A 23,856-nucleotide genomic window follows, 5' to 3' on the forward strand; every position below is an offset into this window, starting at 1 on the left:
ACTTTGCAAAAATGCAGAGCCTTCCCCTCGATACGACCTGACGCACGAAAGCACATGGACTGGGACAACCTGCGGTACTTCCTGGAGCTGGCCCGCTCGGGCACGCTGATGAGCGCGGCGCGGCGGCTGGAGGTCGACCACACCACGGTGGCGCGGCGGATCCAGGCGCTCGAAAAGGAGGTCGGCGCCCCGCTCTTCTCGCGCGAATCCGGCGGCCACCGGCTCACCGAGGCGGGCCGGCGGCTGCAGCCGCAGGTCGAGGCGATGGAGAGCGCCTTCCAGGCGGTCGAGAGCACCGCGCCGGCCTCGCAGGAAGGCCTCTCGGGCCTGGTGCGCATCGGCGCGACCGAGGGCTTCGGCACGGTGGTGCTGGCGCCGCAGCTCGCATCGTTCGCCGTGCGGCACCCGAAGCTCACCATCGACCTGCTCGCGATGCCGCGCCTGGTGCACCTGTCGCGGCGCGAGGCCGACATCGTGATCTCGCTCGAACGCCCGGCGCGCGGGCCGGTGGTGGTGGCCAAGCTCACCGACTACACGCTGCGCCTGTACGCGTCGAAGCAATACCTGTCGGCGCACAAACCGATCCGCACCCGGGAGGACCTGCGCGGCCACACCTTCATCAGCTACGTGGACGACCTGCTCTTCAGCAAGGAGCTGCAGTACCTCGACGAGCTGCATCGCCCCGACGCCTTCGCGCTGCGCAGCACCAGCGTGCTCGCGCAGCACAGCGCGGTGGCGGCGGGCGCGGGCATCGCGGTGCTGCCGGCCTTCCTTGCCGAACACGACAGCGCGCTGCGCCCCGTCCTGCCCGGGCAGGCGAACTTCACGCGCACCTTCTGGATGTCGATGCCGGCGGAGACCAAGCACCTCGCGCGCATGCAGGCGGTGTGGAACTTCCTGCGCGAGACGGTGCAGGAGCGCCAATCGGTGTTGCTGCTGCTGCCGCCCGGCGAAGAGAATGAGGCGAGCGGCCCGCCGCAACGTCAGGCCCGCCCGCGCAAGCCGACCCCGTAACGAGCAACCGATTCCCCTGACACGGAGACAGGAGTCACGCCCATGCCACGCCACCGCCCCGCCCGACTCGAACACATCGCCGGCATCGGCGTCGACCGCATGGGCGCCATCGCCGACGACGCGAGCGGCCCGCCCTTCCTGCGGCTGGAGAACCTCGACGTCGACATCCCGCCCGACCCCGAGGCCGTCGCGCGCACCGTGCAGGCTGCATCGTTCGACCCGGACAACAGCTACCTGCCCTTCGTCGGCCAGTCGCGGCTGCGCGACGTGGCGGCGCGGCATGTGTCGGCGCTCTCGGGCGTGGCGTACAGCGGCGCGCGCGACTGCGTGATCTCGGCGGGCGGGCTCTCGGGCATCCTCAATGCGCTGCTCGCGACCGTCGAGGTCGGCGACGAGGTGCTGGTGACCGACCCGACCTACGCTGGCCTGCTCAACCGCATCCGCCTCGCCGGCGGCACGCCGAAGTACGTGCCCTTCAAGTTCACGCCGGGCGGCGAATGGAAGCTCGACCGCGAGGCGCTGCAGCGGGCAGTCGGCCCGCGCGTGCGCACCATGCTGCTGATGTCGCCCTCGATGCCCACGGGCGGCTGCTTCGACGAGGAAGACTGGCGCGCCATCGCCGCGCTGTGCGTGCAGCACGACATCACGCTGATCCTCGACACCGCGATGGAGCGCCTGCTGTACGACGGCCGCAAAGTCATCCATCCCGCCGGCCTGCCCGGCATGGCCGAGCGCACCATCACGGTGGGCTCATCGGCCAAGGAACTGCGCATGATCGGCTGGCGCGTGGGCTGGACCGTTGCGCCCGAGAGCTACATGCCCGACCTCGTTGCCGTGTCGCTCGCCAACGTGGTGGTGCCGGTCGGCATCGCGCAGGACGCGGTGGCCACCGCGCTGGAGCAATCGCCCCGCACGCTCGCGCCCTACGTGGCGGAACTGGAGCGGCGGCGCGACGCGGTGCTGGACGAACTCAAGGGCCTGCCGGTCGGCGTGCCGGGCGGCGGCTGGTCGCTGCTGCTGCGCACGAGCGATTTCGGCATCGACGGGCAGACGCTGTCGGAACGCCTGCTGGCACACCGCGTCTGCGCCACCGCGATGAAGGGATGGGGCGAGACGCATGGGGCGCAGTACCTGCGCTTCGTGTTTTCCAACGAACCGGTGGAGCGGCTGCGTGGGTTGGGAGACAAGGTGCGGGCGGCGCTTGGGGCCTAGCACTCACGAAAAGAGGCGCTTCCAGAGGCTCTTCTTTTCGGCGGGATCGGCGGCTGCAGCGGGCTCTGCGCCCTCGAGCAGTTCGATCAACCCCGGCACGCGCGGCTTTTTGAGCCATCGCGCAAAGGCCAGGTAGCTTTCCGCCTTGCCCTCGATGTGCAATTGCTCGGGCATGGCGGGACACGGTGCCGTACCCAACAGCACGCGCAAGGCTTCGAGCCGGTTCATCCGGATCGCGCTCAAGAGCGCGGTTTCGCCGAGTGACGGAATGATGTCGTTGGCTCCCGCCAGCCCGCCATCGAGCAGCGGCCGGATTGCCGCCGCGTCCCCGCTGATCGCCGCCGCGCCGAGGGCTTCGAGCGCGGCGAGCCTTTCGGGCGAGAGGCTCGCCAGATAGGCATCGTCGCGCTTGTCGTCCTCGCTGCGCGCATCGCCGCCCTGCATCGTCATGAAGTCGGTCACCAGCGCCACGGGCTCGCCGGCGGCATCGAGCGCCCAGAAGCTCGGATAGCTGCCGTCGCCCCAGCCCGAACTGAAGATCAGCACGTTGTTGGCGCTGCCCTCGCCCAGCGGATAGTGGTCCGCCATGTCCTTGGAGCCCAGTTCCTCGTCGAGCACGTCGTCGTAGTAGCTGCCGTAGTCGGGATTGGCCGAGGTTTCGCGCGCCTCGCGCTCGGCGATGGCGGCCGCGCAGTCCGCGTCCATGAAGCAGCCGACGCCTGCGTCGACCGGGTAGCCGTAGAACTCGTCGTCGCCCAGCTCGCCCTGCGACTGGCCATCGAGCAGCGCGGGCTCCCAATGCAGGTCTGCAGGCTGCAGTACGCCGCGATCGCGCAGCCAGAGCACTGCCAGCGCATGCCGGCCTTCATGCTGAAGCACCTCCGCGGAGAAAGCGCCTCGGCCGGAGACGCTGCGCACGAACGGCGGGCGTTCGGGCTGCACCAGCGGATCGCAAGCCACGATGCGGCCGCTCGTGATCTGGAGCAAACCGCAGGACTGCCGCTGCAGGCGCCGCACGCGCAGCGCCTCGTCGTCGAGAAAAATGGTGCGCAGATTTTCGAGGTCGAGGTAAGCCATGCGCCCAGTGTCTCACCCCTCATGACAAAGGGCCGCGAAAGCGGCCCTTGCGTACTGCAGTGTCGATGCTGCCCTTACTGGATCAGCTTGGCGCCCGTCTTCGCCTGCAGCGCATCGAAGGTGACGCCCGGCGCCAGCTCGACCACCTTCAGCCCCTCAGGCACCACATCCATCACGGCCAGGTCGGTGATGATGCGGTCGACCACGCCCACGCCGGTCAGCGGCAGGGTGCACTTCTCGAGAATCTTCAGATCCTCGGTGCCGTCCTTCTTCTTGGCGACGTGCTCCATCAGCACGATCACGCGCTTCACGCCGGCCACGAGGTCCATGGCGCCGCCCATGCCCTTGACCATCTTGCCGGGGATCATCCAGTTGGCGAGGTCGCCCTTGGTGCTGACCTGCATGGCGCCGAGGATCGACAGGTTGATCTTGCCGCCGCGGATCATCGCAAAGCTGTCGTGGCTGCCGAAGATCGCCGAGCCCGGCAGCGTGGTCACGGTCTGCTTGCCGGCGTTGATGAGGTCGGCGTCGACCTGATCTTCAGTAGGGAACGGGCCGATGCCGAGCATGCCGTTCTCGCTTTGCAGCCACACTTCCTTGTCGCCGGTGTGGTTGGCCACCAGCGTCGGGATGCCGATGCCGAGGTTGACGTAGAAGCCGTCCTCGAGTTCCTGGGCGGCGCGGGCCGCCATCTGGTCTTGGGTCCAGGGCATCTCAGGCTCCTTCTTTCTTGTTGACGACCTTGGCAGGCACTTCGCTGCCGGCTGCTGCCGCGGCGGCGATGGCGGTCTGCGCCTCGACCTTGGCGGCGGCGGCATCGACCGATGCGCTCACGGTGCGCTTCTCGATGCGCTTCTCGGGGTTGGCGTTGAGCACGATGCGGTGCACGTAGATGCCCGGCAGGTGGATGTCGTCGGGAGCCAGCTCGCCCACTTCCACGATCTTCTCGACCTCGACGATGCAGATCTTGCCGGCCATGGCGGCGGCCGGGTTGAAGTTGCGCGCCGTCAGGCGGAAGCGCAGGTTGCCCGACTTGTCGGCCACGTCGGCCTTCACCAGCGCCACGTCGGGCACCAGCGAGCGTTCCATCACGTAGGTTTCGCCGTCGAACTCGCGCAGCTCCTTGCCTTCGGCAACCTGGGTGCCCACGCCGGTCTTGGTGAAGAAGGCCGGAATGCCGGCGCCGCCGGCGCGCAGCTTCTCGGCCAGCGTGCCCTGGGGCGTGAACTCCAGGGCCAACTCGCCCGCGAGGTACTGGCGCTCGAACTCCTTGTTCTCGCCGACGTAGGACGCGATCATCTTCTTGATCTGGCGCGTCTCCAGCAGCTTGCCGAGGCCGAAGCCGTCGACGCCCGCGTTGTTGGAGATGACGGTGAGGTTCTGCACGCCGGAGTCCTTGAGCGCGTCGATCAGCGCTTCCGGAATGCCGCAGAGGCCGAAGCCGCCGACCGCGAGCATCTGCCCGTCGGCGACGATCCCCTTGAGTGCCGCGTCAGCGGTGGGAAAAATCTTGTTCACTCGAGCTCCTCGATGGATGAATGAAAGTGGGTGAGAAAGGGTGGGGAAACCCCTGAACGATACTACCTACTCGCATACGTAGTATTTCGTAATGGAGACCCCCGATGCCCGAGATCGATTACCGGCTGGCGTTTGAACACGCCCCCGTCGGCATGGTGGTGTCGAGCAACCGCACCATCGTGGCGTGCAACGTGCGCGTTTGCGAGATTTTTGGAGCAACGCCCTCCGCGCTGGTCGGGCATTCGTTCAGCATCCTCTACCCCAGCGTGGCCGAGTTCGAGCGCATCGGCAAGCGCATGGAGCCGTTTCTCAACGCCAGCGGGCACTACGCCGACAACCGCATGATGAAGCGGCTGGGCAACCTGCACGGCGCCATCGCCGACGAGACCTTCTGGTGCCACGTCACCGGCCACGCCATGAACCGCGACGCCCCCCACGAGGCCGGCATCTGGACCTTCGAGGACCTGGGCTCGCGCCGAGCCGTCAAGGCCGAGCTCACGCCGCGCGAGCGCGAAGTGGCGGCGCAGGTGATGCGAGGGCTGACCTCGAAGGAGATCGGCAAGGCGCTGGGCATCAGCCACCGCACGGTGGAACTGCACCGGGCACGGCTGATGCGCAAGTACTCGGCCGCGACCACGGCGGAGCTGGTTCAGAAGCTGATCGCCGGCTGACCAGCGAGCTCGCCGACTCGAAAGCCCCGGCCGAAGTTCCGTCCGGCGGCCATCCCATCGTTGCGAAAACGGAAACGCCGTGTCGACGAAACGCCTGTGCCGCGGCGCGCCACGAGGCCTATCGTGGAGGCCATCCGGGGCAAGAAGCCCGCAACACACAGGAGTCCGAAATGTCCACACCCATCCATTCCGAACGCAGCCTCCTGCTGCAGACCCAGGCCTCGGTCGCCCGCGCCCACGCGCTCGCGGTGCGGCAGCTGCCGGTTGCGATGACGCTGTCCGCGATCATCCTGTCGATCATCAACGTCAGGCTGTAGCCAGCCGCGCCCGGAATCAATCGGGCTTGATGTCCGCCGACTTGATCACCTTCGACCACGTCGCCAGTTCCTGGTCGACGAATTTCGCGAGCGTCGGCGAGTCCATGTAGGTCGCGAAGGCGCCCTGCTCGTCCACCTTCTTGCGGAAGGCCTCGCTCTCGACGATCTTGCGCAGCTCGGCGCCGAGCCTGTTGACGACTTCCGGCGGCGTCTTCGCAGGCGCGAACACCGCGAACCACGACTCGACCTCGTAGCCCGGCAGCCCCGCCTCGGCCGAGGTCGGCACGTCGGGCATCGACGGATGACGCTTGCTGCCCGTGTACGCCAGCGGCTTGATGCGCCCGCCCGCGAAGTGGCCGATGACGGAGGGCGGCGTGGTGATGAACATGTCCACGTTGCCCGAGATCAGGTCGTTGATCGCCGGCCCCGAGCCCTTGTAGGGCACGTGCGTCATCGCCTGCTTCGCCTGCCGCGACAGCAACTCGCCCGCGATGTGCTGGATCGAGCCGTTGCCCGAGGAGGCATAGAACAGCCCACCCTCCTTCTTCCTGCCGTACTCGATGAGCTCCTTCATCGACTTCACCGGCAGCTTGCCGCTCACCGCGACCACGTGCGGCGCGCGCATCACCATCGCCACCGGCACGAAGTCCTTGGTGGGGCTCCACTTGATGTTCGGGTAGAGCGACGGGTTGCCCACGTGGTAGCCCGAGTACTGCATCAGCAGCGTGTAGCCGTCGGGCGCGGCGCGCGCCACGAACTCAGTGCCGATGTTGCCGCTCGCGCCGGGCTTGTTGTCGACCACGACGGGCTGGCCCAGCGCGCGCTGCAGGGGCTCACCGACGAGGCGCGCCATGATGTCGGTCGAGCCCGCCGGCGCGGTCGGCACGACCATCGTGATCGGTTTCGAGGGCCAGGCGTCGGCAGCGCCCGCAGCCGAAGCGGACAGCGCGAGGCCGACCGCGATCAGGCGGTGGATGGGTTTCATGGTTTGTCTCCGGTGGTTTTGTATTTGCTGGCTGTCTTCGGCGCCTCGCCCTCAGGGCGACAGCTCCGAGATCTCGATCAGGTTGAGATCGGGGTCGCGCGCATAGACCGAGCGGATGCGCGAGGTCGCGCCCGTGCGCATCACCGGCCCTTCGAGGATCGGCACGCCCTGCTCGGCAAGACGGGCAATGACTTCGTCGAGCGGCACGCTGGCGATGAAGCACAGGTCCAGCGAGCCGGGCGTGGGCAGCTGCGCCTTGGGCTCGAACTCGTGGCCCTTCACATGCAGGTTGATCTTCTGGTTGCCGAAGCGGAAGGCCTTGCGCCCGGCGCCGAAGCTTTCCAGAGACATGCCCATCACGTCGACGTAGAAGCGGATGCAGGCTTCTTCGTGCGCGGTGGTCAGCACGAGGTGGTCCAGGTGGTCGATCATGGCTGCAGCTCCTTCGGTGCGTGCCCGCGCTCCCGTGCGCGAGCCACGATGTCGTTGAAATCCAGCGGCGGCGCATGCCGCTTCAGCCGATGGCCGGCGCGCGAAACCTGGGCGGGCAGATCGTGCTGCAGCAGCGCCTCCAGCGCCACCGCGGTGCCGATAAGGCCCGCGAGATCCATGCCGGTGTCGTAGCCCATGCACTGCAGCATGTGGACCACGTCCTCGGTCGCCACGTTGCCGGTCGCGCCGGGCGCGTAGGGACAGCCGCCGATGCCGCCGAGCGACATGTCGAGCCGGCGGATGCCGGCCTCCACCGCCGCCACCGTGTTCACCAGCCCCATGCCGCGCGTGTTGTGGAAGTGGGCCGTCCATTGCAGCGCCGGATGACTCGCCATCACCGCTTCGCAGATCTCGCCCACCTGCGTGGGATAGGCCATGCCCGTGGTGTCGCACAGCGTGATGCCCTGCACCTCCAGCGCGGCGAAGCGGTCGATCCAGTCCTGCACGGAAGCCAGCGGCACCTCGCCCTCCATCGGGCAGCCGAACACGCATGAGAGCGACACGTTCACCGGCACGCCAGCCTGCTTCGCCAGCCCGATCACGCCGGCCAGCTGCGCGAACGACTGCTCCCGCGTCATCCGCAGGTTGGCGAGGTTGTGCGTTTCGCTCGCGGACATGACGATGTTGAACTCGTCGATGCGGCTTTCCAGCGCGCGCTCCGCACCGCGCACATTGGGCACCAGCGCTGTGTAGACCACGCCGGGGCGGCGGGCGATGCGATTCATCACCTCCTCGCCGTCGCGCAGCGCGGGAATCGCCTTCGCCGAGGTGAACGACGTGACTTCGATCTTCGCGTAGCCCAGGCCGCTGAGCCGGTCGATCAGCGCGATCTTGTCCTCCGTGGGGATGAAGCGGCTCTCCATCTGGAAGCCGTCGCGCGTGGCGACCTCGTTGATGAAAAGCCGCGTGCCGTTGCCCGCCTTCATGCCGCCACTCCTTCGCTGCGGCGCACGGGCCATCCGCCGCCGCGCAGATCGCCATCGTGCTCGCCCAGCCGCGGCGCGGGGTGCGCAATGCGGCCCGGCGTGGCGCTGAGCTTGGGCACCACGCCCGGCACCTTGAGCGTGGAGCCGTCGGAAGTCGGTGCTTCCACGATCATTCCGCGCGCCAGGTATTGCGGGTCGCTCGCGATGTCGGCCACCGTGTAGATGCGACCGACCGGCACGCCCGCCGCATCGAGCGCGGCCAGCACCTCGTCGCGGCTGCGCTGCAGCGTCCACGCCTCGATGGCGGCGTCGATCTCCTCCACGCGCAGCACGCGGCCGTCGTTATGAAGCAACCCGGGGTCGTTTTCCAGGTCTTCGCGGCCGATGGCGCGCATCAGGCGCCGGAAGATGCTGTCGCCGTTGCCGGCCACCAGCACGTAGTGGCCGTCTGCGCAGCGGTAGGCGTTGGTCGGCGCGATGCCGGGCAGCGCGCTGCCGGCGCGCTCGCGCACGGCTCCGAACGCGTCGTACTCCGGCAGCAGGCTTTCCATCACGTTGAACACCGACTCGTAGAGCGCCACGTCGATGAACTGCCCTTCGCCGCCATGGACGGTGCGGTGGTGCAGCGCAGTCAGCACGCCGATCACGCCATGCAGCGCCGCCAGCGTGTCACCCAGCGACACACCCACGCGCACCGGCACCCGCCCCGGCTCGCCGCTCAGGTAGCGCAGGCCGCCCATCGATTCGCCGAGCACGCCGAAGCCGGGCTTGTCGCGATAGGGCCCTGTCTGCCCGTAGCCCGAGATGCGCAGCATGATGAGACGCGGGTTCAGCGCATGCAGCTCTTCCCAGCCCAGGCCCCAGCCTTCGAGCGTGCCGGGCTTGAAGTTCTCGATCAGCACGTCGGCCTCGACCGCCAGTGCGCGCACGGCCTCCTGACCTTCGGTGCTGCGCAGGTCCAGGCACACCGAGCGCTTGTTGCGCGACTGCACCTCCCACCACGCCGAGGTGCCGTTGTCGCGCAGCAGCCGCCACTTGCGCAGCGGATCGCCGACGCCGGCCGACTCGACCTTGATCACGTCGGCGCCGAACTCCGCCAGCGTCTTGCCGGCGAAGGGTCCGGCGATGAGCTGGCCGAGCTCCAGCACCTTCAGGCCTTCGAGTGCATTCATGTCCGCGTCCGTCTCCTTGGTTGGGCTGGCCCCGACTCTAGGAACGGATCGCGGAATGCGGAATTGCTTTGGCGGCAGCACCTCTTCGCGAAATGCGAAGGGGCGCCCTCGGCTCTCCCTAGAATCCGCCGATGGCCAGCACCATCAATCCCGCGCGTGTCGATTTCGTGACGCTTCGCCTGTTCTGCGCTGTCGCGCAATCCGGCAGCATCACCAAGGGCGCGGAGGCATGCCACCTCGCGCTCTCGGCGGCGAGCAGGCGGCTCTCCGATTTCGAAGCGGCCACCGGATCGAAGCTGCTAGAGCGCAGTTCGCAAGGCATAGCCCTCACGCCCGCGGGCCATGTGGCGATGCAGCATGCGATGCGGCTTTTCCAGGGCTTCGAGCAGTTCAGCAGCGAGCTCGGCGACTACTCGAGCGGCGTGCGCGGCCATGTTCGGCTGTGGGCCAACATGTCGGCGCTGACGGAGTTCCTGCCCACCACGCTCGCGGCCTTCCTCGCGCAGCACCCCGACATCCGCGTCGAGGTCGAGGAGCAGCTCAGCGGCGACATCGTGCGCGCGCTCGTCGACGGGCTGGCAGACGTCGGCGTGTTCGCCGAGAACACCCCTGCCTACGGTCTCGACGTGCAGCCCTTCCAGACCGACGAGCTCGTGGTGCTGTGCGCAAGGCAGCATCCGCTGGCGCGAAGCCGCGTGAAGCAGACGGATTTCAGGAGCTGCCTCGCGCACGAGTTCGTGGGGCTGAACCGCAGCAGCTCGCTGCTCGAACTCACTTCGCGCGCGGCCGAGCAGGCCGGCATCCCGATGCGCCTGCGCGTGCAAGTGCGCAGCTTCGACGCGATGTGCCACATGATCGCCGCCAACCTGGGCATCGGCGTGGTGCCGCTGGCGGCGTGCAAGGCGCAGGTGGAGGCGCTCGACCTGAAGGTCGTGCGGCTCAGGGATGTGTGGGCCACGCGGCGGCTGCTGATGGCGACGAAGACGGGGGCCGACCTGTCCCCTGCTGCGAAGCTGCTGGTGCGACAGCTCCTGCACCCGGCCGGAGCCTGAGACCCCACCCGATCAGGCTCGACGAGTCCGGCTCGCCTCCCCGGCCTCCAGCACCGCCCACTCCTCGTCGGTGAAGAGCCGCGAGCGCGTCAAGAACCGCACGCCCTGCGGCCCCTCCAGCGAGAACATGCCGCCGCGCCCCGGCACCACGTCGATGATCAGCTGCGTGTGCTGCCAATACTCGAACTGCGGCCCGCTGATGTAGAACGGCATGCCGCCGATGTGCCCCAGCAGCCGGTCGTAGTCGCCCACGATGAACTCGCCCAGGGCGTAGCACATTGGCGCGCTGCCGTCGCAGCAGCCGCCCGACTGATGGAACATCAGCGGGCCGTGCCTGGCGGCGAGCCTGTCGGTCAGCGCGAGCGCGGCATCGGTCGCGGTGACGCGCAGGACTTCGCCGTTGCCGCTCATCAGAAGAAGCCCAGCTTGTTCTCGCTGTAGCTCACCAGCAGGTTCTTGGTCTGCTGGTAGTGGTCGAGCATCATCTTGTGGTTCTCGCGGCCGATGCCCGACTGCTTGTAGCCGCCGAAGGCCGCGTGCGCCGGATAGTGGTGGTAGCAGTTGGTCCACACTCGGCCGGCCTGGATGCCGCGGCCCATGCGGAAGGCGCGGTTCATGTCGCGGCTCCACACGCCGGCGCCGAGGCCGTAGAGGGTGTCGTTGGCAATCGCCAGCGCCTCTTCCTCGTCCTTGAAGGTGGTGACCGAGACCACCGGGCCGAAGATTTCTTCCTGGAAGATGCGCATCCTGTTGTTGCCCCTGAACACGGTCGGCTTCACGTAGTAGCCGCCGGCGAGGTCGCCTTCGAACTGCTGGCGCTCGCCGCCGATCAGCACCCTCGCGCCCTCCTGCCTGCCGATGTCGAGGTACGACAGGATCTTCTCCAGCTGCTCGCTGGAGGCCTGCGCGCCGATCATGGTGGCCATGTCCAGCGGGCTGCCCTGCTTGATGGCGGCCACGCGCTTGAGTGCGCGCTCCATGAAGCGGTCGTAGATCGACTCCTGGATCAGCGCGCGCGACGGGCAGGTGCAGACCTCGCCCTGGTTCAGCGCGAACATCGCGAAGCCTTCGAGCGCCTTGTCGAAGAAGGCGTCGTCCTTGTCCATCACGTCGGCGAAGAAGATGTTGGGCGACTTGCCGCCCAGCTCCAGCGTGACCGGAATCAGGTTCTGGCTCGCGTACTGCGAGATCAGCCGGCCGGTGGTGGTCTCGCCGGTGAAAGCGATCTTGCCGATGCGGTTGCTCGACGCCAGCGGCTTACCCGCCTCCACGCCGAAGCCGTTGACCACGTTCAGCACGCCCGGCGGCAGCAGGTCGCCGATCACTTCCATCAGCACCAGGATCGACACCGGCGTCTGCTCGGCTGGCTTGATCACCACGCAGTTGCCGGCCGCGAGCGCGGGCGCCAGCTTCCACACCGCCATCAGGATCGGGAAGTTCCACGGAATGATCTGACCGACCACGCCGATGGGCTCATGGAAGTGGTACGCGAAGGTTTCATGGTCGATCTCGCTGATGCCGCCTTCCTGCGAGCGCACGCACGAGGCGAAGTAGCGGAAGTGGTCGATGGCCAGCGGCAGGTCGGCGGCGGTGGTCTCTCGGATGGGCTTGCCGTTGTCCCAGGTCTCGGCCGCCGCGAGGATGGCCAGGTTCTCCTGCATGCGATCGGCGATCCTGTTGAGGATGTTCGCGCGCTCGGTGGTCGAGGTGCGGCCCCAGGCAGTCTTGGCCTTGTGCGCGGCGTCCAGCGCACGTTCGATGTCGGCCGCGGTGGAGCGAGGCACCTCGCAGAAGACCTTGCCGGTGACGGGCGTGATGTTCTCGAAATACTGGTTCTCCGCCGGTGCGACCCATTCGCCGCCGATGTAGTTGCCGTAGCGCTTCTTGAAAGGCACCGCGGTACCGAATTTGCCCGGTTCGAGCATGTCCATGACGTTGTCTCCATGTGCAGAGTGATGGCACCGCGACATGCGGCGGCCGCACGCTCAAGCGCAAGCCGCGTACCCGGCCGGATCGGTAGATTCCCGGAGCGCCGTGCCGGAGGAAGCCGGCCCCGGCAGCGGGTTTTCATTCGCAATCTGCGACATGTTCCGGCGAACATGGCGACTACGATGTCGCACAAGGCGAAACACCATCGGAGACACGCATGAGTGCACAGGCGCAGTTGCCGTCGATCGCAGTGGCACAGGCCCGGGAGCTCTTCTTCGGCCAGGGCGCCGACCCTGCGCCCTGGATCGCGCCGCACATCTCGCGCTCCTGGCAGCGCAGCCGCCCGGTCGACCACCATGCCGTCGACCCCGAGCCGATGGCGCTCGCCCTGCTGAGCGAAAGGCGCGAGCAGGCCGTGCGCCTCTTGAACTGCGCGCAGCCCGAGCTCGACGGCCTGGCCGAGCATGCGATAGGCAACGGCTGCGTGGTGATCCTGTCGGACGCCAGCGGGCTCATCCTCGAGGAGATCGGCAGCCCCGACTTCCTGCCCAAGGCCCAGCGCATTGCGCTGCAGCCGGGCGTGGAATGGTCGGAGCACCATCGGGGCACCAACGCCATCGGCACCGCGCTGGCCGAGCGCGAGGCGCTGATGGTGCTGGGCGGCGAGCACTACCTGGAGCAGAACGGCGGGCTCGGCTGCGCGGCGGCGCCGATCTTCACCGGGCGCGGCGAGCTCGCGGGCGCGCTCGACATCTCGGGTGAAACCGTGCGCGTGAACACGCACGCGCTCGGACTGGTGCGCATGGCGGCGCAGCAGGTCGAGCACCGCATGTTGCTGGCCGAGGCCGGCGGCCACGTGCTGCGCTTCCATGCGCGGCCGGCGCTGATCGGCACGGCGCGCGAGGGGCTGATGGTGATCGAGGGAGGCCGCATCGTCGCGGCCAACCGCGTGGCGCTCGAGCTGTTCGGCCGCTCCTGGAAAGACCTGCTCGACCTGGACGCCGACGACTTCCTCGGCCCGAACTGGCCGCGCATGGAGTACCGGCGCGGCCTGCTCACACTGCCGGGCGGGCGGCAGATCGCGACGGTGATGGAGCGCTCGAGCACGCCGGGCAGCACACGTGCGACGCAGCGGCGCAGCGTGTCATCAGTGCCATCGCAGGGCGCAGCCGAGACCGACGACGTGCAGCCGCTGCTGCACAAGGCCGTGCGGGTGCTCAACGAAGGCGTCTCGGTGCTGGTCAACGGCGAGACCGGCAGCGGCAAGGAGGTGTTCTCGCGCCGGCTGCATGCCGCCAGCCGGCGCAGCGCAGGTCCCTTCGTCGCGGTGGATTGCGCCTCGCTGCCCGAGACGCTGATCGAGTCGGAACTCTTCGGCTACGAGCAAGGCGCCTTCACCGGTGCCAGGCGCAAGGGCATGGCCGGCCGCATCCGCGAAGCCGACGGCGGCGTGCTGTTTCTCGACGAGATCGCGGAGATACCGCTGGCCCTGCAGACCCGCCTGCTGCGCGTGCTGGAGGAACGCGTGGTCACCCCTCTGGGCGGCGGCCAGGGCGTGCCGGTGGACTTCGACCTGGTCTGCGCCACGCACGGCCATCTGCCCTCGCTGGTGGAGGCCGGCCGCTTTCGTGCGGACCTGATGTACCGGGTGGCCGGCTTCACCGTCACGCTGCCGGCGCTGAGGCAGCGCGACGACAGGCATGCGCTGATCTCGCGGCTGTTCCTCGAAGCGGGCGGCGCGGCGAAGCATCTGCAGCTGGAGGCCGACGCGCTGGAAGCCTTGGCTGCATACCGCTGGCCCGGCAATGTGCGCGAACTGCGCAGCACGCTGCGCTCCATCGTGGCGCTGGCCGATGCGGGTGATGCGGTGACGGCGGCCATGCTTCCGCCGCATCTGTTGAGCGGTCACGTGGCACATGCCGGGCAGGCGCCGATGTCGGAACCGCCGCAGGCGGCTCCCCTGCAGGCGATGACGCGCCACGCCCTCGACGAAGCGCTGAAGGCCTGCGACCACGACGTCGCGAAAGCCGCGCGCAGGCTGGGCATTCATCGCAGCACGATCTACCGGCATCTCGCGCGCCAGCGCGGCAAGCCAGCCGCCGACTGACGTCGAACGTACGCGCCCGGGCCCATATCACGCCCGGCACGCACCGCCGACCGCTACCAAAGACTGACTTGCCCCGGGGTGCCGGAGCGGCCAGACTTTGCGCGAAGCGCAGCTTCAGCATTCATGACCACCCGCAAATCCGTCCGCCGCCTGTCCGCCGTTCCCTCCACCCTGCGGATTCCCCTGGCCGCGCGCGCCTCGGGCGACACGATGTTCCCGCAGGTGGCCGTGCGCGACGCATATGCCGCGGGCATCCTCGAACAGATCCGCGACGAGGGCGACCCGCTGCCGGAAGACCGGGCCACCATCTACGGCATCCTCTCGCGCACCCGGCGCTTCCGCAGCCTGGCACAGGACTTCCTCAAGCTGCACCCCGGCGCACGCATCGTGAACATGGGCTGCGGCCTGAGCCACTACTTCCAGTGGCTCGACGACGGCAAGTCGCGCATGACCGATGCCGACCTGCCAGAGGTGCTCGAACTGCGCCGCGAATTGCTTCCCGAGCCCGGCGAGCGCCACGACCTGCGCGAACTCGACCTCACCGCCTCCGATTGGTGGGAGCAACTGGGCCTGCCGGGCAAGCGCGACGCGCAGCCGGTGTTCCTCTTCACCGAAGGCGTGCTGATGTACCTGGAGCCCGAGCAGGTCCAGGCGGTGCTCGCCACCTTCGGCGAGCGCGCCCCTGCGGGCTCGGTGCTGGCCTTCGACGCGATGTGCTGGCTGGCGGTGGGGCGCGGCAGGCAGCATCCGTCGGTGCGCGTGACCGGGGCCGAATTCAAGTGGGGCATCCGCCGCTCGGCCGAACTGACGCAGCCCCATCCGCGCCTGGGCCTCGACGGCACCTACCGGGTGCTCGAAGGCTTCGGCCTGCCCTACACGCTGTTCGCGCCGATGGTCATGCTGTTCTTGGGCGTGCCGCTCTACGCGCTCTACGCGCTGACGGCAACGGACCAAACCGCCGATACATGAAGGCACAATTTTCCGGAGACGGGGCGGATTGCCGGCTTTGTCCGGCCTGCGCTGCGCGGATTGGCTGACGCGGCAAGCCGCCTGGCCGTGCCAAGCTCGGGGGTGTTCCCGGTCATCGAGCGGGGCATCGGGCGGGATGAGGCGGAGAATGCTCTATCGTTCCCGCCTTCCACCCGACCTCGACGGCCTTTTTCTTCCTCTCATCTCCCTCTTCCCCAAGATTCGCAACCCTCAAGAACCACATGCTTGATCGCCGATCCTTCCTTGCCGCCGGTGGTGCCGCTGCCGCACTCGCCGCCCTCGGACTGCCCGAAGAGGCACTGGCCGCCAACGGCCTGCAACTGAGCCAGCCCACCCCCTTCTCCTTCGACGCGCTGGTCGCGCAGGCGAAGGCGCTGGCCGCCAAGCCCTATGCCGCACCCGCGCCGCTGGCACCCGAGGTGCTCGAGCGCATCGACTACGACGCGCACGGCAAGATCAAGTTCGACCCGGCCAACGCCCTCTTCCGCGACGGCCCGGGCGCCTTCCCGGTCACCTTCTTTCATCTGGGGCGCTTCTTCCAGACCCCGGTACGCATGAACGTTCTGGAGAACACCGACGGCGACGCCTTCGCGCGCGAGGTGCTCTACAGCCCCTCCTACTTCTCGATGCCGCCCGACAGCCCCGCGCGCTCGCTGCCGCCCGGCGCAGGCTTCGCCGGCTTCCGCCTTCAGGAAAGCCGCCTGGGCGACCAGGGCAAGCTCGACTGGCAGAAGAACGACTGGGTGGCCTTCCTCGGCGCCTCTTACTTCCGCGCCATCGGCGAGCTCTACCAATACGGCCTCTCGGCGCGCGGCATCGCGCTCGACGTGGCGGTGCCCGACCGGCCCGAGGAGTTCCCGAACTTCACGCGCTTCTACTTCGAGACACCGGCCGCCAGCAACACGACCTCGATGACGGTCTACGCGCTGCTCGAAGGGCCGAGCGTGACGGGCGTGTTCAAGTTCGTCATGCAGCGCACCAAGGCCGTCATCATGGACATCGATGCGCGCCTGTTCATGCGCAAGGACGTGGCCCGCCTGGGACTGGTGCCGCTCACGTCGATGTACTGGTACTCCGAAACCATCAAGCCCACCGCCATCGACTGGCGCCCCGAGGTGCACGACTCCGACGGCCTGGCCATCTGGAACGGCGCGGGCGAGCGCATCTGGCGCCCGCTCAACAACCCGACGCAAACGCGCGCATCGGCCTTCGCCGACACCAGGCCGCGCGGCTTCGGCCTGCTGCAGCGCGACCGCGCCTTCGACCACTACCAGGACGGCGTGAACTACGAGAAGCGCCCGAGCCTGTGGATCGAACCGCTGGGCGACTGGGGCGAGGGTTCGGTGCAACTCATCGAGATCCCGACCGACGACGAGATCCACGACAACATCGTCGCCTTCTGGGTGCCCAAGGCCGACGCGAAGGCCGGCTCCAGCTACAGCCTGCAGTACCGGCTGCACTGGACCGACCAGGAGCCCTTCCCGTCGCCGCTGGCGCGCTGCGTGGCCACGCGCATCGGCCGCGGCGGCCAGCCGGGCCAGCCGAGGCCGCAGGGCGTGCGCAAGTTCATGGTGGAGTTCATCGGCCAGCCGCTGACGACCGTGCCCTTCGGCGTGAAGCCCGAGGTGGTGCTGACGGCGGCAAAGGGCAAGTTCTCGTACGTATTCGCCGAGGCCGTGCCCAACGGCGTGCCGGGCCACTGGCGCGCGCAGTTCGACTTCACGCCCGAAGGCAACGAACCGATCGACATGCGCCTGTACCTGAAGAACGGCGACCAGACGCTCACCGAAACCTGGCTGTACCAGTACCAGCCAAGTTGAAACCAAGCTCGGCGCTCAGGTGCCGGGCGGTCGGAAAGGCCATGGGCAAACACGCCCATGGCCTTTCCGGCCTGCCGCCGGATTTCCGATTCCGAACTCCGGATTGTTGGCGATTCGTGAATAGACAAATCCCGCGCGCCGTCTTGGTCCGCGTGGGGGTCGCGCCCAAACTTCTTCCAACCGACAACGCTGCACTGCGGCAACAACCAAGGAAGTAGTCATGACCCTCAAGCTCGACAACAAGGTCGCCCTCGTCACCGGCGGCACCAGCGGCATCGGCCTGGCCACCGCTCAACGCTTCGTGGCCGAAGGCGCGCACGTGTTCATCACCGGCCGCCGCCAGGCCGAACTCGACGCGGCCGTGAAAACCATCGGCCGCAACGTGACAGGCGTGCTCGGCGACGTGTCGAAGCTCGACGACCTCGACCGGCTCTACGCCACCATCAAGCAGGAAAAAGGCCGCCTCGACGTGCTGTTCGCCAACGCGGGCGGCGGCAGCCTTGTGCCGCTGGGTCAGATTACCGAGGAGCACTTCGACAAGATCTTCGGCACCAATGTCCGCGGCCTGCTCTTCACCGTACAGAAGGCGCTGCCGCTGATGCCCAAGGGCTCATCGATTGTTCTGAACGCCTCCATCACCAGCATCAAGGGCAATCCGGCCTTCAGCGTCTACAGCGCCACCAAGGCGGCTGTGCGGAGCTTTGCACGCAGTTGGACGGTGGACCTGAAGGACGCCGGCATCCGCGTGAACGCCGTGAGCCCCGGCGTGGTGCCGACCCCCGCCCATGAACTGCTGGGCCTCACGCCGGAGCAGGTGCAGGGCTTCATCGAGGGCCAGGCCCAGAACATCCCGCTGGGCCGGGTCGGCACGCCTGACGAAATCGCCAAGGCCGTGGTTTTTCTGGCCTCCGACGACAGTAGCTTCGTGAATGGCATCGAGCTGTTCGTCGACGGCGGCATGGCGCAGATCTGACGATCAGCGCTTCGTGACCGAGATCAGCTCGACCTCGAAGTTGAGCGTGGCGTTCGGCGGGATCACGCCGCCGGCGCCGCGCGAGCCGTATGCGATGGAAGGCGGGCAGGTCAGCTTGGCCTTGCCGCCGGGCTTCATCTTCTGCACGCCTTCGGTCCAGCACGGGATCACGCCGTTGAGCGGGAACTCGGTGGGTTCGCCGCGCTTGTAGGAGCTGTCGAATTCCTTGCCGCTGTCGGGGAAGGTGCCGCGGTAGTGCACCTTGACCACGTCGGTGGCCGCCGGCGATGCACCGGTGCCTTCCTTGAGCGACTGGTAGACCAGGCCGCTGGACGTGGTCACGGGCGCGGACTGCGCGAACGCGGCGGGCATGGCAAGGACGGACACGAGAGCGGCACAGAAAAGAGACTTCACAGAACACCTCGAAGGTTGGGAGACCCCGATTATGGCCAGCGGTCCATACCGGTCTCCTCATGCGCGGCCGCATTGGTGGAACGGCCCTTGCTTTGGCGAATGTGCACTGTCAACATTCACGAAGAGAGGAAGTCGCATGAACTCCACCACCGCCGCCGGCACGGCCGCATCGCCTGCCCCCGCAGGCACAGGCCATCTCAAGAAGGTGCTCGGCCCCGTCCAGCTCTGGGGCATCGCGGTGGGCCTCGTCATATCGGGTGAGTACTTTGGTTGGAGCTACGGCTGGAACACGGCCGGCACGCTGGGCTTCCTGGTCGCCACGGTGCTGGTGGCGACCATGTACACCACCTTCATCTTCAGCTTCACCGAGCTTTCCACCGCCATTCCGCACGCGGGCGGTCCTTTCGCCTACGCGCGCCGCGCCTTCGGGCCCAACGGCGGCTTCGTCGCAGGCTTCGCGACGCTGATCGAATTCGTGTTCGCGCCGCCGGCCATCGCGCTGGCCATCGGCGCATACCTCAACGTGCAGTTCCCGGGCATCAACCCGAAGTGGTTCGCGCTCGGCGCGTACGTGATCTTCATCGGGCTGAACTGGATCGGCGTGGGCATCGCCGCGGCCTTCGAGCTCTTCGTGACGGTGCTGGCCATCGTCGAGCTGTTGGTGTTCATGGGCGTGGTCACGCCGGGCTGGACCATGGCGAACTTCGTGGCCAACGGCTGGGCCGGCGGCAGCGTGCTGAACGGCGCGGCCATCGCGGGCATCTTCGCGTCGATCCCGTTCGCGATCTGGTTCTTCCTGGCCATCGAGGGCGCGGCCATGGCGGCCGAGGAGGCGCGCGACCCGCACCGCACCATTCCCATCGCCTACACAACGGGCATCGTCACGCTGGTAGTGCTGGCCTTCGGCGTGATGATCTTCGCGGGCGGCGTGGGCGACTGGCGCAAGCTCGCCAACATCAACGATCCGCTGCCGCAGGCCATGAAGGCCGTGGTGGGCGAGAGCAGCGGCTGGCTGCACATGCTGGTGTGGATCGGCCTCTTCGGGCTGATCGCATCGTTCCACGGGATCATCATGGGCTACTCGCGCCAGATCTTCGCGCTGGCGCGCGCGGGCTACCTGCCGCGCTACTTCGCCGGCCTGAGCCCGCGCTTCGACACGCCGCACCGCGCGCTGCTGGCCGGCGGCGTGATCGGCGTCATCGCCATCTTCAGCGACGAGTGGGTGCAGTTCGGCGGCCAGACGCTCACGGCAAACATCGTGACCATGGCTGTGCTCGGCGCCATCGTGATGTACCTGATCTCGATGGCCGCGCTCTTCAAGCTGCGCCGCAGCGAGCCGGACCTGCTGCGCACCTACCGCGCGCCCTTCTACCCCGTGTTCCCGGCCATCGCCCTGGGCCTCGGCGTGGTGTGCCTGGGCGCGATGGTGTCGTTCAACGGCATGCTCACGCTGCTGTTCATCGTGCTGATGGCCGCCGCCTACGGCTACTTCCTGCTGACATCGGGGCAGCGCGATGCGGCAGCGCCCGACGAGATGCTGTCTTCCCGGACCACCGGCTCCTGACACCGGGCCCCTCCAGAAGATGCTCTATCGCACCACCATCGCCGGCCAGGTCTTCGCCTTCGATGACCTGCGCCAGGTCATGGCCTTCGCAAGCCCGGCCCGCTCTGGCGACTACCTCGCGGGCATCGGTGCGGCCACCGCACAGCAGCGCATGGCCGCGCGGCACGTGCTGGCCGAAACGCCGCTCAGGCAGTTCCTCACCGAAGCGCTCATTCCCTACGAGAGCGACAACATCACGCGCCTCATCATCGACAGCCACGACGCGCAGGCCTTCGCGCCGGTGTCGCATCTCACGGTGGGCGACTTCCGCAACTGGCTGCTGTCCGACGCGGCCACCACCGCCACGCTCACAGCGCTCGCACCGGGCCTCACGCCGGAGATGGCCGCGGCAGTTTCGAAGCTCATGCGCAACCAGGACCTGGTGTCGGTCGCCAAGAAGTGCAGCGTGGTCACGCGCTTTCGCGACACCATCGGCCTGCCCGGCCATCTCTCGGTGCGCCTACAGCCCAACCACCCGACCGACGACCTGCGCGGCGTGGCCGCCTCCACGCTCGACGGCCTGCTCTATGGCGCGGGCGACGCGGTGATCGGCCTCAACCCCGCCTCCGACAGCATGCCCGTGCTCGGCCGCCTGCTGCACATGCTCGACGAGGTCATCCAGCGCTTCGAGATTCCCACGCAGAGCTGCGTGCTCACGCACGTGACCAACACGCTCAAGCTCGCCGAAGCCGGCGCGCCGGTCGACCTGGTGTTCCAGTCGATCGCGGGCACCGAGAAGGCGAACCTCTCCTTCGGCGTGACGCCCGAGCTGCTCGACGAGGCCTACGCCGCCGCGCTGTCGCTCAAGCGCGGCACCGTGGGCGACAACGTCATGTACTTCGAGACCGGCCAGGGCAGCGCGCTGTCGGCCAACGCCAACTTCGGCGTCGACCAGCAGACCTGCGAGGCGCGCGCCTATGCGCTGGCGCGGCGCTACAAGCCCTTTCTCATCAACACCGTGGTCGGCTTCATCGGGCCGGAGTACCTGTACGACGGCAAACAGATCATCCGCGCCGGGCTGGAAGACCACTTCTGCGGCAAGCTGCTGGGCCTGCCCATCGGCTGCGACGTCTGCTACACCAACCACGCCGAGGCCGACCAGGACGACATGGACACGCTGCTCGTGCTGCTGGGCACGGCGGGCATCAACTTCATCATGGGCATCCCGGGCGCGGACGACGTGATGCTCAACTACCAGAGCACTTCCTTCCACGACGCGCTCTTCCTGCGCGACACGCTGGGCCTCAAGCGCGCGCCCGAATTCGAGGCATGGCTGCAGCGCATGCAGATCACCGACGGGGCCGGCAGGCTGGCGCCGCCCTCGCCCTCTTCCTCCAACCGGCTGCTGGCCGACATGAGCGGGCTGTCCGCACTCGCGTCATGAGCAGCCCCGAATCGCCCGTCACCCTCAACCCGTGGGCGCAATGGCGCTCGGCCACGCCCGCGCGGCTCGCGCTGGGCCGTGCCGGCTCGGGCATGCCCACCGACGAGACGCTGCGCTTCGGCTGGGCCCATGCGATGGCGCGCGACGCGATCCATGCCGCGCTCGACGCGGATGCGCTCGAGGCAGCGCTCGCCGCACAGCACTGGGAAGTGGCCCGCGCGCGCAGCCGCGCCGCGGACCGCACCGAATACCTGCGCCGCCCCGACCTCGGCCGCCAGCTCGACGAGGACTGCGCCACCCGCCTGCTCGGCGAGCGGCGCTACGGCTGCGATGTCTGCGTGGTGATCGGCGACGGGCTCTCCTCGCTGGCTGTCGCGCGCCACGCGGTGCCCCTCCTGGCCGCGCTGCGCGCCCACCTGCCGCCCGACATCCGCTTCGCCCCGGTGGTCATCGCCACGCAGGCGCGCGTGGCGCTGGCCGACGAGGTGGGCGAGCTGTTCGGCGCGGCACTCTCCGTCATGCTGATCGGCGAGCGCCCGGGCCTGAGCTCGCCGGACAGCCTCGGCATCTACCTGACCCACACGCCCAAGCGCGGCCGGCACGACGCCGAGCGCAACTGCATCTCCAACGTGCGCCCCGAAGGCCTGCCCTACGAGGCGGCCGCGTTCAAGCTGGCATGGCTGATGCGAGAGTCCCTGCGCAGGGGCCTGACGGGCGTCGGGCTCAAGGACGAGAGCGACCTCGCGGTGCTCGACGAGCCGGGCCGGCCTCCTTCCATCTCGCGCTGAACGCCGCCGGCAAGGCCGGAACTGTCACAGGCGCTTCGTACGCTCGCGGCTCTCTTTCGCACGACTTCGAATACGACTTTTCGCACACCGCATTCACTCAAAAAGGAAAAACGCAATGCAACGCCGCCTCCTCCTTCTCACGCCGCTGGCCGCGGCACTCGCAGCCACCGGCTGCGCCAGCCTGACGGCCACCAAGGGCCCGGTACTCGCACCCGCCAACTGGGACGCCTTCAACCGCGCGCAGATCGAGGGCCTGATCGCCAGCCTCGGCAAGGGCAGCCCGGGCTATGACGCCGCGAAGCCGCCGTACGTGGTGTTCGACTGGGACAACACCAGCGTCTTCCTCGACATCGAGGAAGCCGCGCTCATCTACCAGCTCGAGAACCTGGTCTTCGGCGCGACGCCCGCGCAGCTCGAGGTGGCGCTGCGCCGGAACATCCCGAAGAAGGACTTCCTGCCCGCGTACAACAACGCGGCCGGCCAGCCGGTGAACATCGACGCCGTGGTGCCCGACATCGTTGCGAGCTACACGTGGCTCTACCAGAACTACAAGGGGCTGAAGGGCGAGCAATCGTTGGCCGTGGTGGCGTTGAGCCCGCACTACGGCGCGTTCACCACCAAGGTGCGCTACCTCTACGAGGCCATCGGCGACACCTTCGACCACGACACGGCCTACCCGTGGGTCACCTACCTCTTCGCCGGCATGACCGAGGCGCAGGTGCGCAAGCTCACGGTCGACACCGTGGCCTGGCAGCTGAAGGAGCCGGTGGCCAAGGTCAAGTGGACTTCGCCCGCCGCGCTGCCGGGACGTGCGGGCGTGGTCTCGGTGAGCTGGAAGAACGGCCTGCGCCTGCAGCCGGAGATGCAGCAGCTCTACGCCGCCTTCCGCAACGCTGGCTTCGACGTGTGGGTGTGCTCGGCCTCCTTCGTCGACGTGATCAAGGAGATCTCGTCGAACCCCGCCTTCGGCTACAACAACCCGCCCGAGCGCGTGCTCGCGATGGAGCTGGAACGCGACGCAAATGGTGTGATCCAGCCCGAGTTCCGCCGCGGCTACGACCAGACGCAGGGCCCGGGCAAGACCAAGAACATCCGGCGCTTCCTGGTCAGCAAGTACGGCTACGGCCCGAGCTTCGTGGCCGGCGACAGCGAAGGCGACCAGAACATGATGGCCGACTTCGCCGACACGAAGAAGGTGCTGATCGTCAACCGCCTGCGCGACCCGAAGACCGACATCGGCAAGTTCTCGGCCATGGCCGTGCAGAACTACGGCAAGGCCGACACGCGCTACCTGCTGCAGGGGCGCGACGACAACACCGGCTCGTGGGTGAGCTCGCAGCTGCACACGCCGCTGGGCGCGACCCAAGGCAAGGCGCTCAAGTAGCAAGAGAACGGGAGCGGCTGCACGGTCT

General features: G+C 68.1%; 23 protein-coding genes. 13 read left to right on the forward strand and 10 right to left on the reverse strand.

The window, feature by feature from the left end:
* The first annotated feature begins 54 nt into the window (after positions 1–54).
* Both FHT32_RS22810 and FHT32_RS22815 read left to right on the forward strand, forming a co-directional pair.
* A complete protein-coding gene (locus FHT32_RS22810; RefSeq protein ID WP_176666878.1) occupies positions 55–1,014 on the forward strand; it encodes a LysR family transcriptional regulator in 960 nt (319 codons plus the stop codon).
* A 42-nt stretch (positions 1,015–1,056) separates the two neighbouring features.
* Positions 1,057–2,226: a pyridoxal phosphate-dependent aminotransferase gene (locus tag FHT32_RS22815; RefSeq protein WP_176666879.1), complete on the forward strand. Its 1,170-nt coding sequence runs from the start codon at positions 1,057–1,059 to the stop codon at positions 2,224–2,226.
* Between the two features lie 3 nt (positions 2,227–2,229).
* On the opposite strand, the gene FHT32_RS22820 is transcribed toward FHT32_RS22815, so the two are convergent.
* From FHT32_RS22820 to FHT32_RS22830, 3 genes are all read right to left on the reverse strand, one after another.
* The gene (locus FHT32_RS22820) at positions 2,230–3,303 is read right to left on the reverse strand and encodes a DUF4241 domain-containing protein (RefSeq protein ID WP_176666880.1); all 1,074 of its coding nucleotides are present in this window, start codon (positions 3,301–3,303) and stop codon (positions 2,230–2,232) included.
* A 74-nt stretch (positions 3,304–3,377) separates the two neighbouring features.
* A complete protein-coding gene (locus tag FHT32_RS22825; protein WP_019652014.1) occupies positions 3,378–4,016 on the reverse strand; it encodes a 3-oxoacid CoA-transferase subunit B in 639 nt (212 codons plus the stop codon).
* Position 4,017: 1 nt separating this feature from the next.
* On the reverse strand, positions 4,018–4,821 hold the full coding sequence (locus tag FHT32_RS22830) for a CoA transferase subunit A (protein ID WP_176666881.1): 804 nt from the start codon (positions 4,819–4,821) through the stop codon (positions 4,018–4,020).
* Between the two features lie 104 nt (positions 4,822–4,925).
* Here FHT32_RS22830 and FHT32_RS22835 point away from each other — a divergent pair, with 104 nt between their 5' ends.
* Together FHT32_RS22835 and FHT32_RS22840 are read left to right on the forward strand one after the other, a co-directional pair.
* Positions 4,926–5,492 carry a LuxR C-terminal-related transcriptional regulator gene (locus FHT32_RS22835; protein WP_176666882.1) on the forward strand — a complete coding sequence of 189 codons (567 nt, stop codon included), beginning with the start codon at positions 4,926–4,928 and terminating at the stop codon, positions 5,490–5,492.
* Positions 5,493–5,662: 170 nt separating this feature from the next.
* Entirely contained in the window at positions 5,663–5,809 is a 147-nt protein-coding gene (locus tag FHT32_RS22840) for a hypothetical protein (RefSeq protein WP_176666883.1), read from the forward strand.
* A 16-nt stretch (positions 5,810–5,825) separates the two neighbouring features.
* Here the strand turns inward: FHT32_RS22840 and FHT32_RS22845 are convergent, their stop codons facing one another.
* The 4 genes from FHT32_RS22845 to FHT32_RS22860 are packed head-to-tail and all read right to left on the reverse strand — an operon-like array spanning position 5,826 to position 9,384.
* Positions 5,826–6,794, reverse strand: coding sequence for a tripartite tricarboxylate transporter substrate binding protein (locus tag FHT32_RS22845; protein ID WP_176666884.1), 969 nt, complete (start codon positions 6,792–6,794; stop codon positions 5,826–5,828).
* Positions 6,795–6,845: 51 nt separating this feature from the next.
* A complete protein-coding gene (locus FHT32_RS22850; protein WP_176666885.1) occupies positions 6,846–7,226 on the reverse strand; it encodes a VOC family protein in 381 nt (126 codons plus the stop codon).
* Positions 7,223–8,212, reverse strand: a complete 990-nt coding sequence (locus FHT32_RS22855; RefSeq protein WP_176666886.1) for a hydroxymethylglutaryl-CoA lyase — start codon at positions 8,210–8,212, stop codon at positions 7,223–7,225. Before FHT32_RS22855 ends, FHT32_RS22850 begins: the two co-directional genes overlap by 4 nt.
* A complete protein-coding gene (locus FHT32_RS22860; RefSeq protein ID WP_176666887.1) occupies positions 8,209–9,384 on the reverse strand; it encodes a CaiB/BaiF CoA-transferase family protein in 1,176 nt (391 codons plus the stop codon). The genes FHT32_RS22855 and FHT32_RS22860 overlap by 4 nt, the downstream gene beginning before the upstream one ends.
* 131 nt (positions 9,385–9,515) lie before the next feature.
* Here FHT32_RS22860 and FHT32_RS22865 point away from each other — a divergent pair, with 131 nt between their 5' ends.
* Complete coding sequence (locus FHT32_RS22865) at positions 9,516–10,436, forward strand: LysR family transcriptional regulator (protein WP_176666888.1); 921 nt, start codon at positions 9,516–9,518, stop codon at positions 10,434–10,436.
* Positions 10,437–10,448: 12 nt separating this feature from the next.
* On the opposite strand, the gene FHT32_RS22870 is transcribed toward FHT32_RS22865, so the two are convergent.
* Both FHT32_RS22870 and adh read right to left on the reverse strand, forming a co-directional pair.
* Complete coding sequence (locus FHT32_RS22870; RefSeq protein WP_176666889.1) at positions 10,449–10,847, reverse strand: DUF779 domain-containing protein; 399 nt, start codon at positions 10,845–10,847, stop codon at positions 10,449–10,451.
* Entirely contained in the window at positions 10,847–12,367 is a 1,521-nt protein-coding gene (adh, locus tag FHT32_RS22875; protein ID WP_176666890.1) for an aldehyde dehydrogenase, read from the reverse strand. Before adh ends, FHT32_RS22870 begins: the two co-directional genes overlap by 1 nt.
* A 215-nt stretch (positions 12,368–12,582) precedes the next feature.
* Between adh and FHT32_RS22880 the strand changes: the two genes are divergently transcribed.
* The 4 genes from FHT32_RS22880 to FHT32_RS22895 all read left to right on the forward strand — a co-directional run bounded on the left by FHT32_RS22880 (position 12,583) and on the right by FHT32_RS22895 (position 18,255).
* Positions 12,583–14,472 (forward strand): sigma-54-dependent Fis family transcriptional regulator, encoded by a 1,890-nt coding sequence (locus FHT32_RS22880; RefSeq protein ID WP_176666891.1) that lies wholly within the window; start codon positions 12,583–12,585, stop codon positions 14,470–14,472.
* 123 nt (positions 14,473–14,595) lie between these two features.
* Positions 14,596–15,441 (forward strand): class I SAM-dependent methyltransferase, encoded by an 846-nt coding sequence (locus FHT32_RS22885; protein ID WP_176666892.1) that lies wholly within the window; start codon positions 14,596–14,598, stop codon positions 15,439–15,441.
* Positions 15,442–15,683: 242 nt separating this feature from the next.
* Positions 15,684–17,282, forward strand: a complete 1,599-nt coding sequence (locus FHT32_RS22890; RefSeq protein ID WP_176666893.1) for a glucan biosynthesis protein — start codon at positions 15,684–15,686, stop codon at positions 17,280–17,282.
* A gap of 220 nt (positions 17,283–17,502) precedes the next feature.
* Positions 17,503–18,255 (forward strand): SDR family NAD(P)-dependent oxidoreductase, encoded by a 753-nt coding sequence (locus FHT32_RS22895; protein ID WP_176666894.1) that lies wholly within the window; start codon positions 17,503–17,505, stop codon positions 18,253–18,255.
* A 3-nt stretch (positions 18,256–18,258) separates the two neighbouring features.
* Here FHT32_RS22895 and FHT32_RS22900 read toward each other — a convergent pair whose 3' ends face one another.
* Complete coding sequence (locus tag FHT32_RS22900; RefSeq protein WP_176666895.1) at positions 18,259–18,627, reverse strand: FKBP-type peptidyl-prolyl cis-trans isomerase; 369 nt, start codon at positions 18,625–18,627, stop codon at positions 18,259–18,261.
* 178 nt (positions 18,628–18,805) lie between these two features.
* On the opposite strand from FHT32_RS22900, the gene eat reads away from it, so the two are divergent.
* The 4 genes from eat (at position 18,806) to FHT32_RS22920 (ending at position 23,828) form a co-directional block, all read left to right on the forward strand.
* Entirely contained in the window at positions 18,806–20,233 is a 1,428-nt protein-coding gene (eat, locus tag FHT32_RS22905; protein WP_176666896.1) for an ethanolamine permease, read from the forward strand.
* 19 nt (positions 20,234–20,252) lie between these two features.
* Positions 20,253–21,656 (forward strand): ethanolamine ammonia-lyase subunit EutB, encoded by a 1,404-nt coding sequence (locus FHT32_RS22910; protein WP_176666897.1) that lies wholly within the window; start codon positions 20,253–20,255, stop codon positions 21,654–21,656.
* The gene (eutC, locus tag FHT32_RS22915) at positions 21,653–22,444 is read left to right on the forward strand and encodes an ethanolamine ammonia-lyase subunit EutC (RefSeq protein ID WP_176666898.1); all 792 of its coding nucleotides are present in this window, start codon (positions 21,653–21,655) and stop codon (positions 22,442–22,444) included. Before FHT32_RS22910 ends, eutC begins: the two co-directional genes overlap by 4 nt.
* A 115-nt stretch (positions 22,445–22,559) precedes the next feature.
* On the forward strand, positions 22,560–23,828 hold the full coding sequence (locus tag FHT32_RS22920) for an HAD family hydrolase (RefSeq protein WP_176666899.1): 1,269 nt from the start codon (positions 22,560–22,562) through the stop codon (positions 23,826–23,828).
* Positions 23,829–23,856: the final 28 nt, after the last annotated feature.

Origin of the sequence: Variovorax sp. SG517 (assembly GCF_013376045.1) — a bacterium.
In the GTDB taxonomy this organism is placed as follows: domain Bacteria; phylum Pseudomonadota; class Gammaproteobacteria; order Burkholderiales; family Burkholderiaceae_C; genus Variovorax.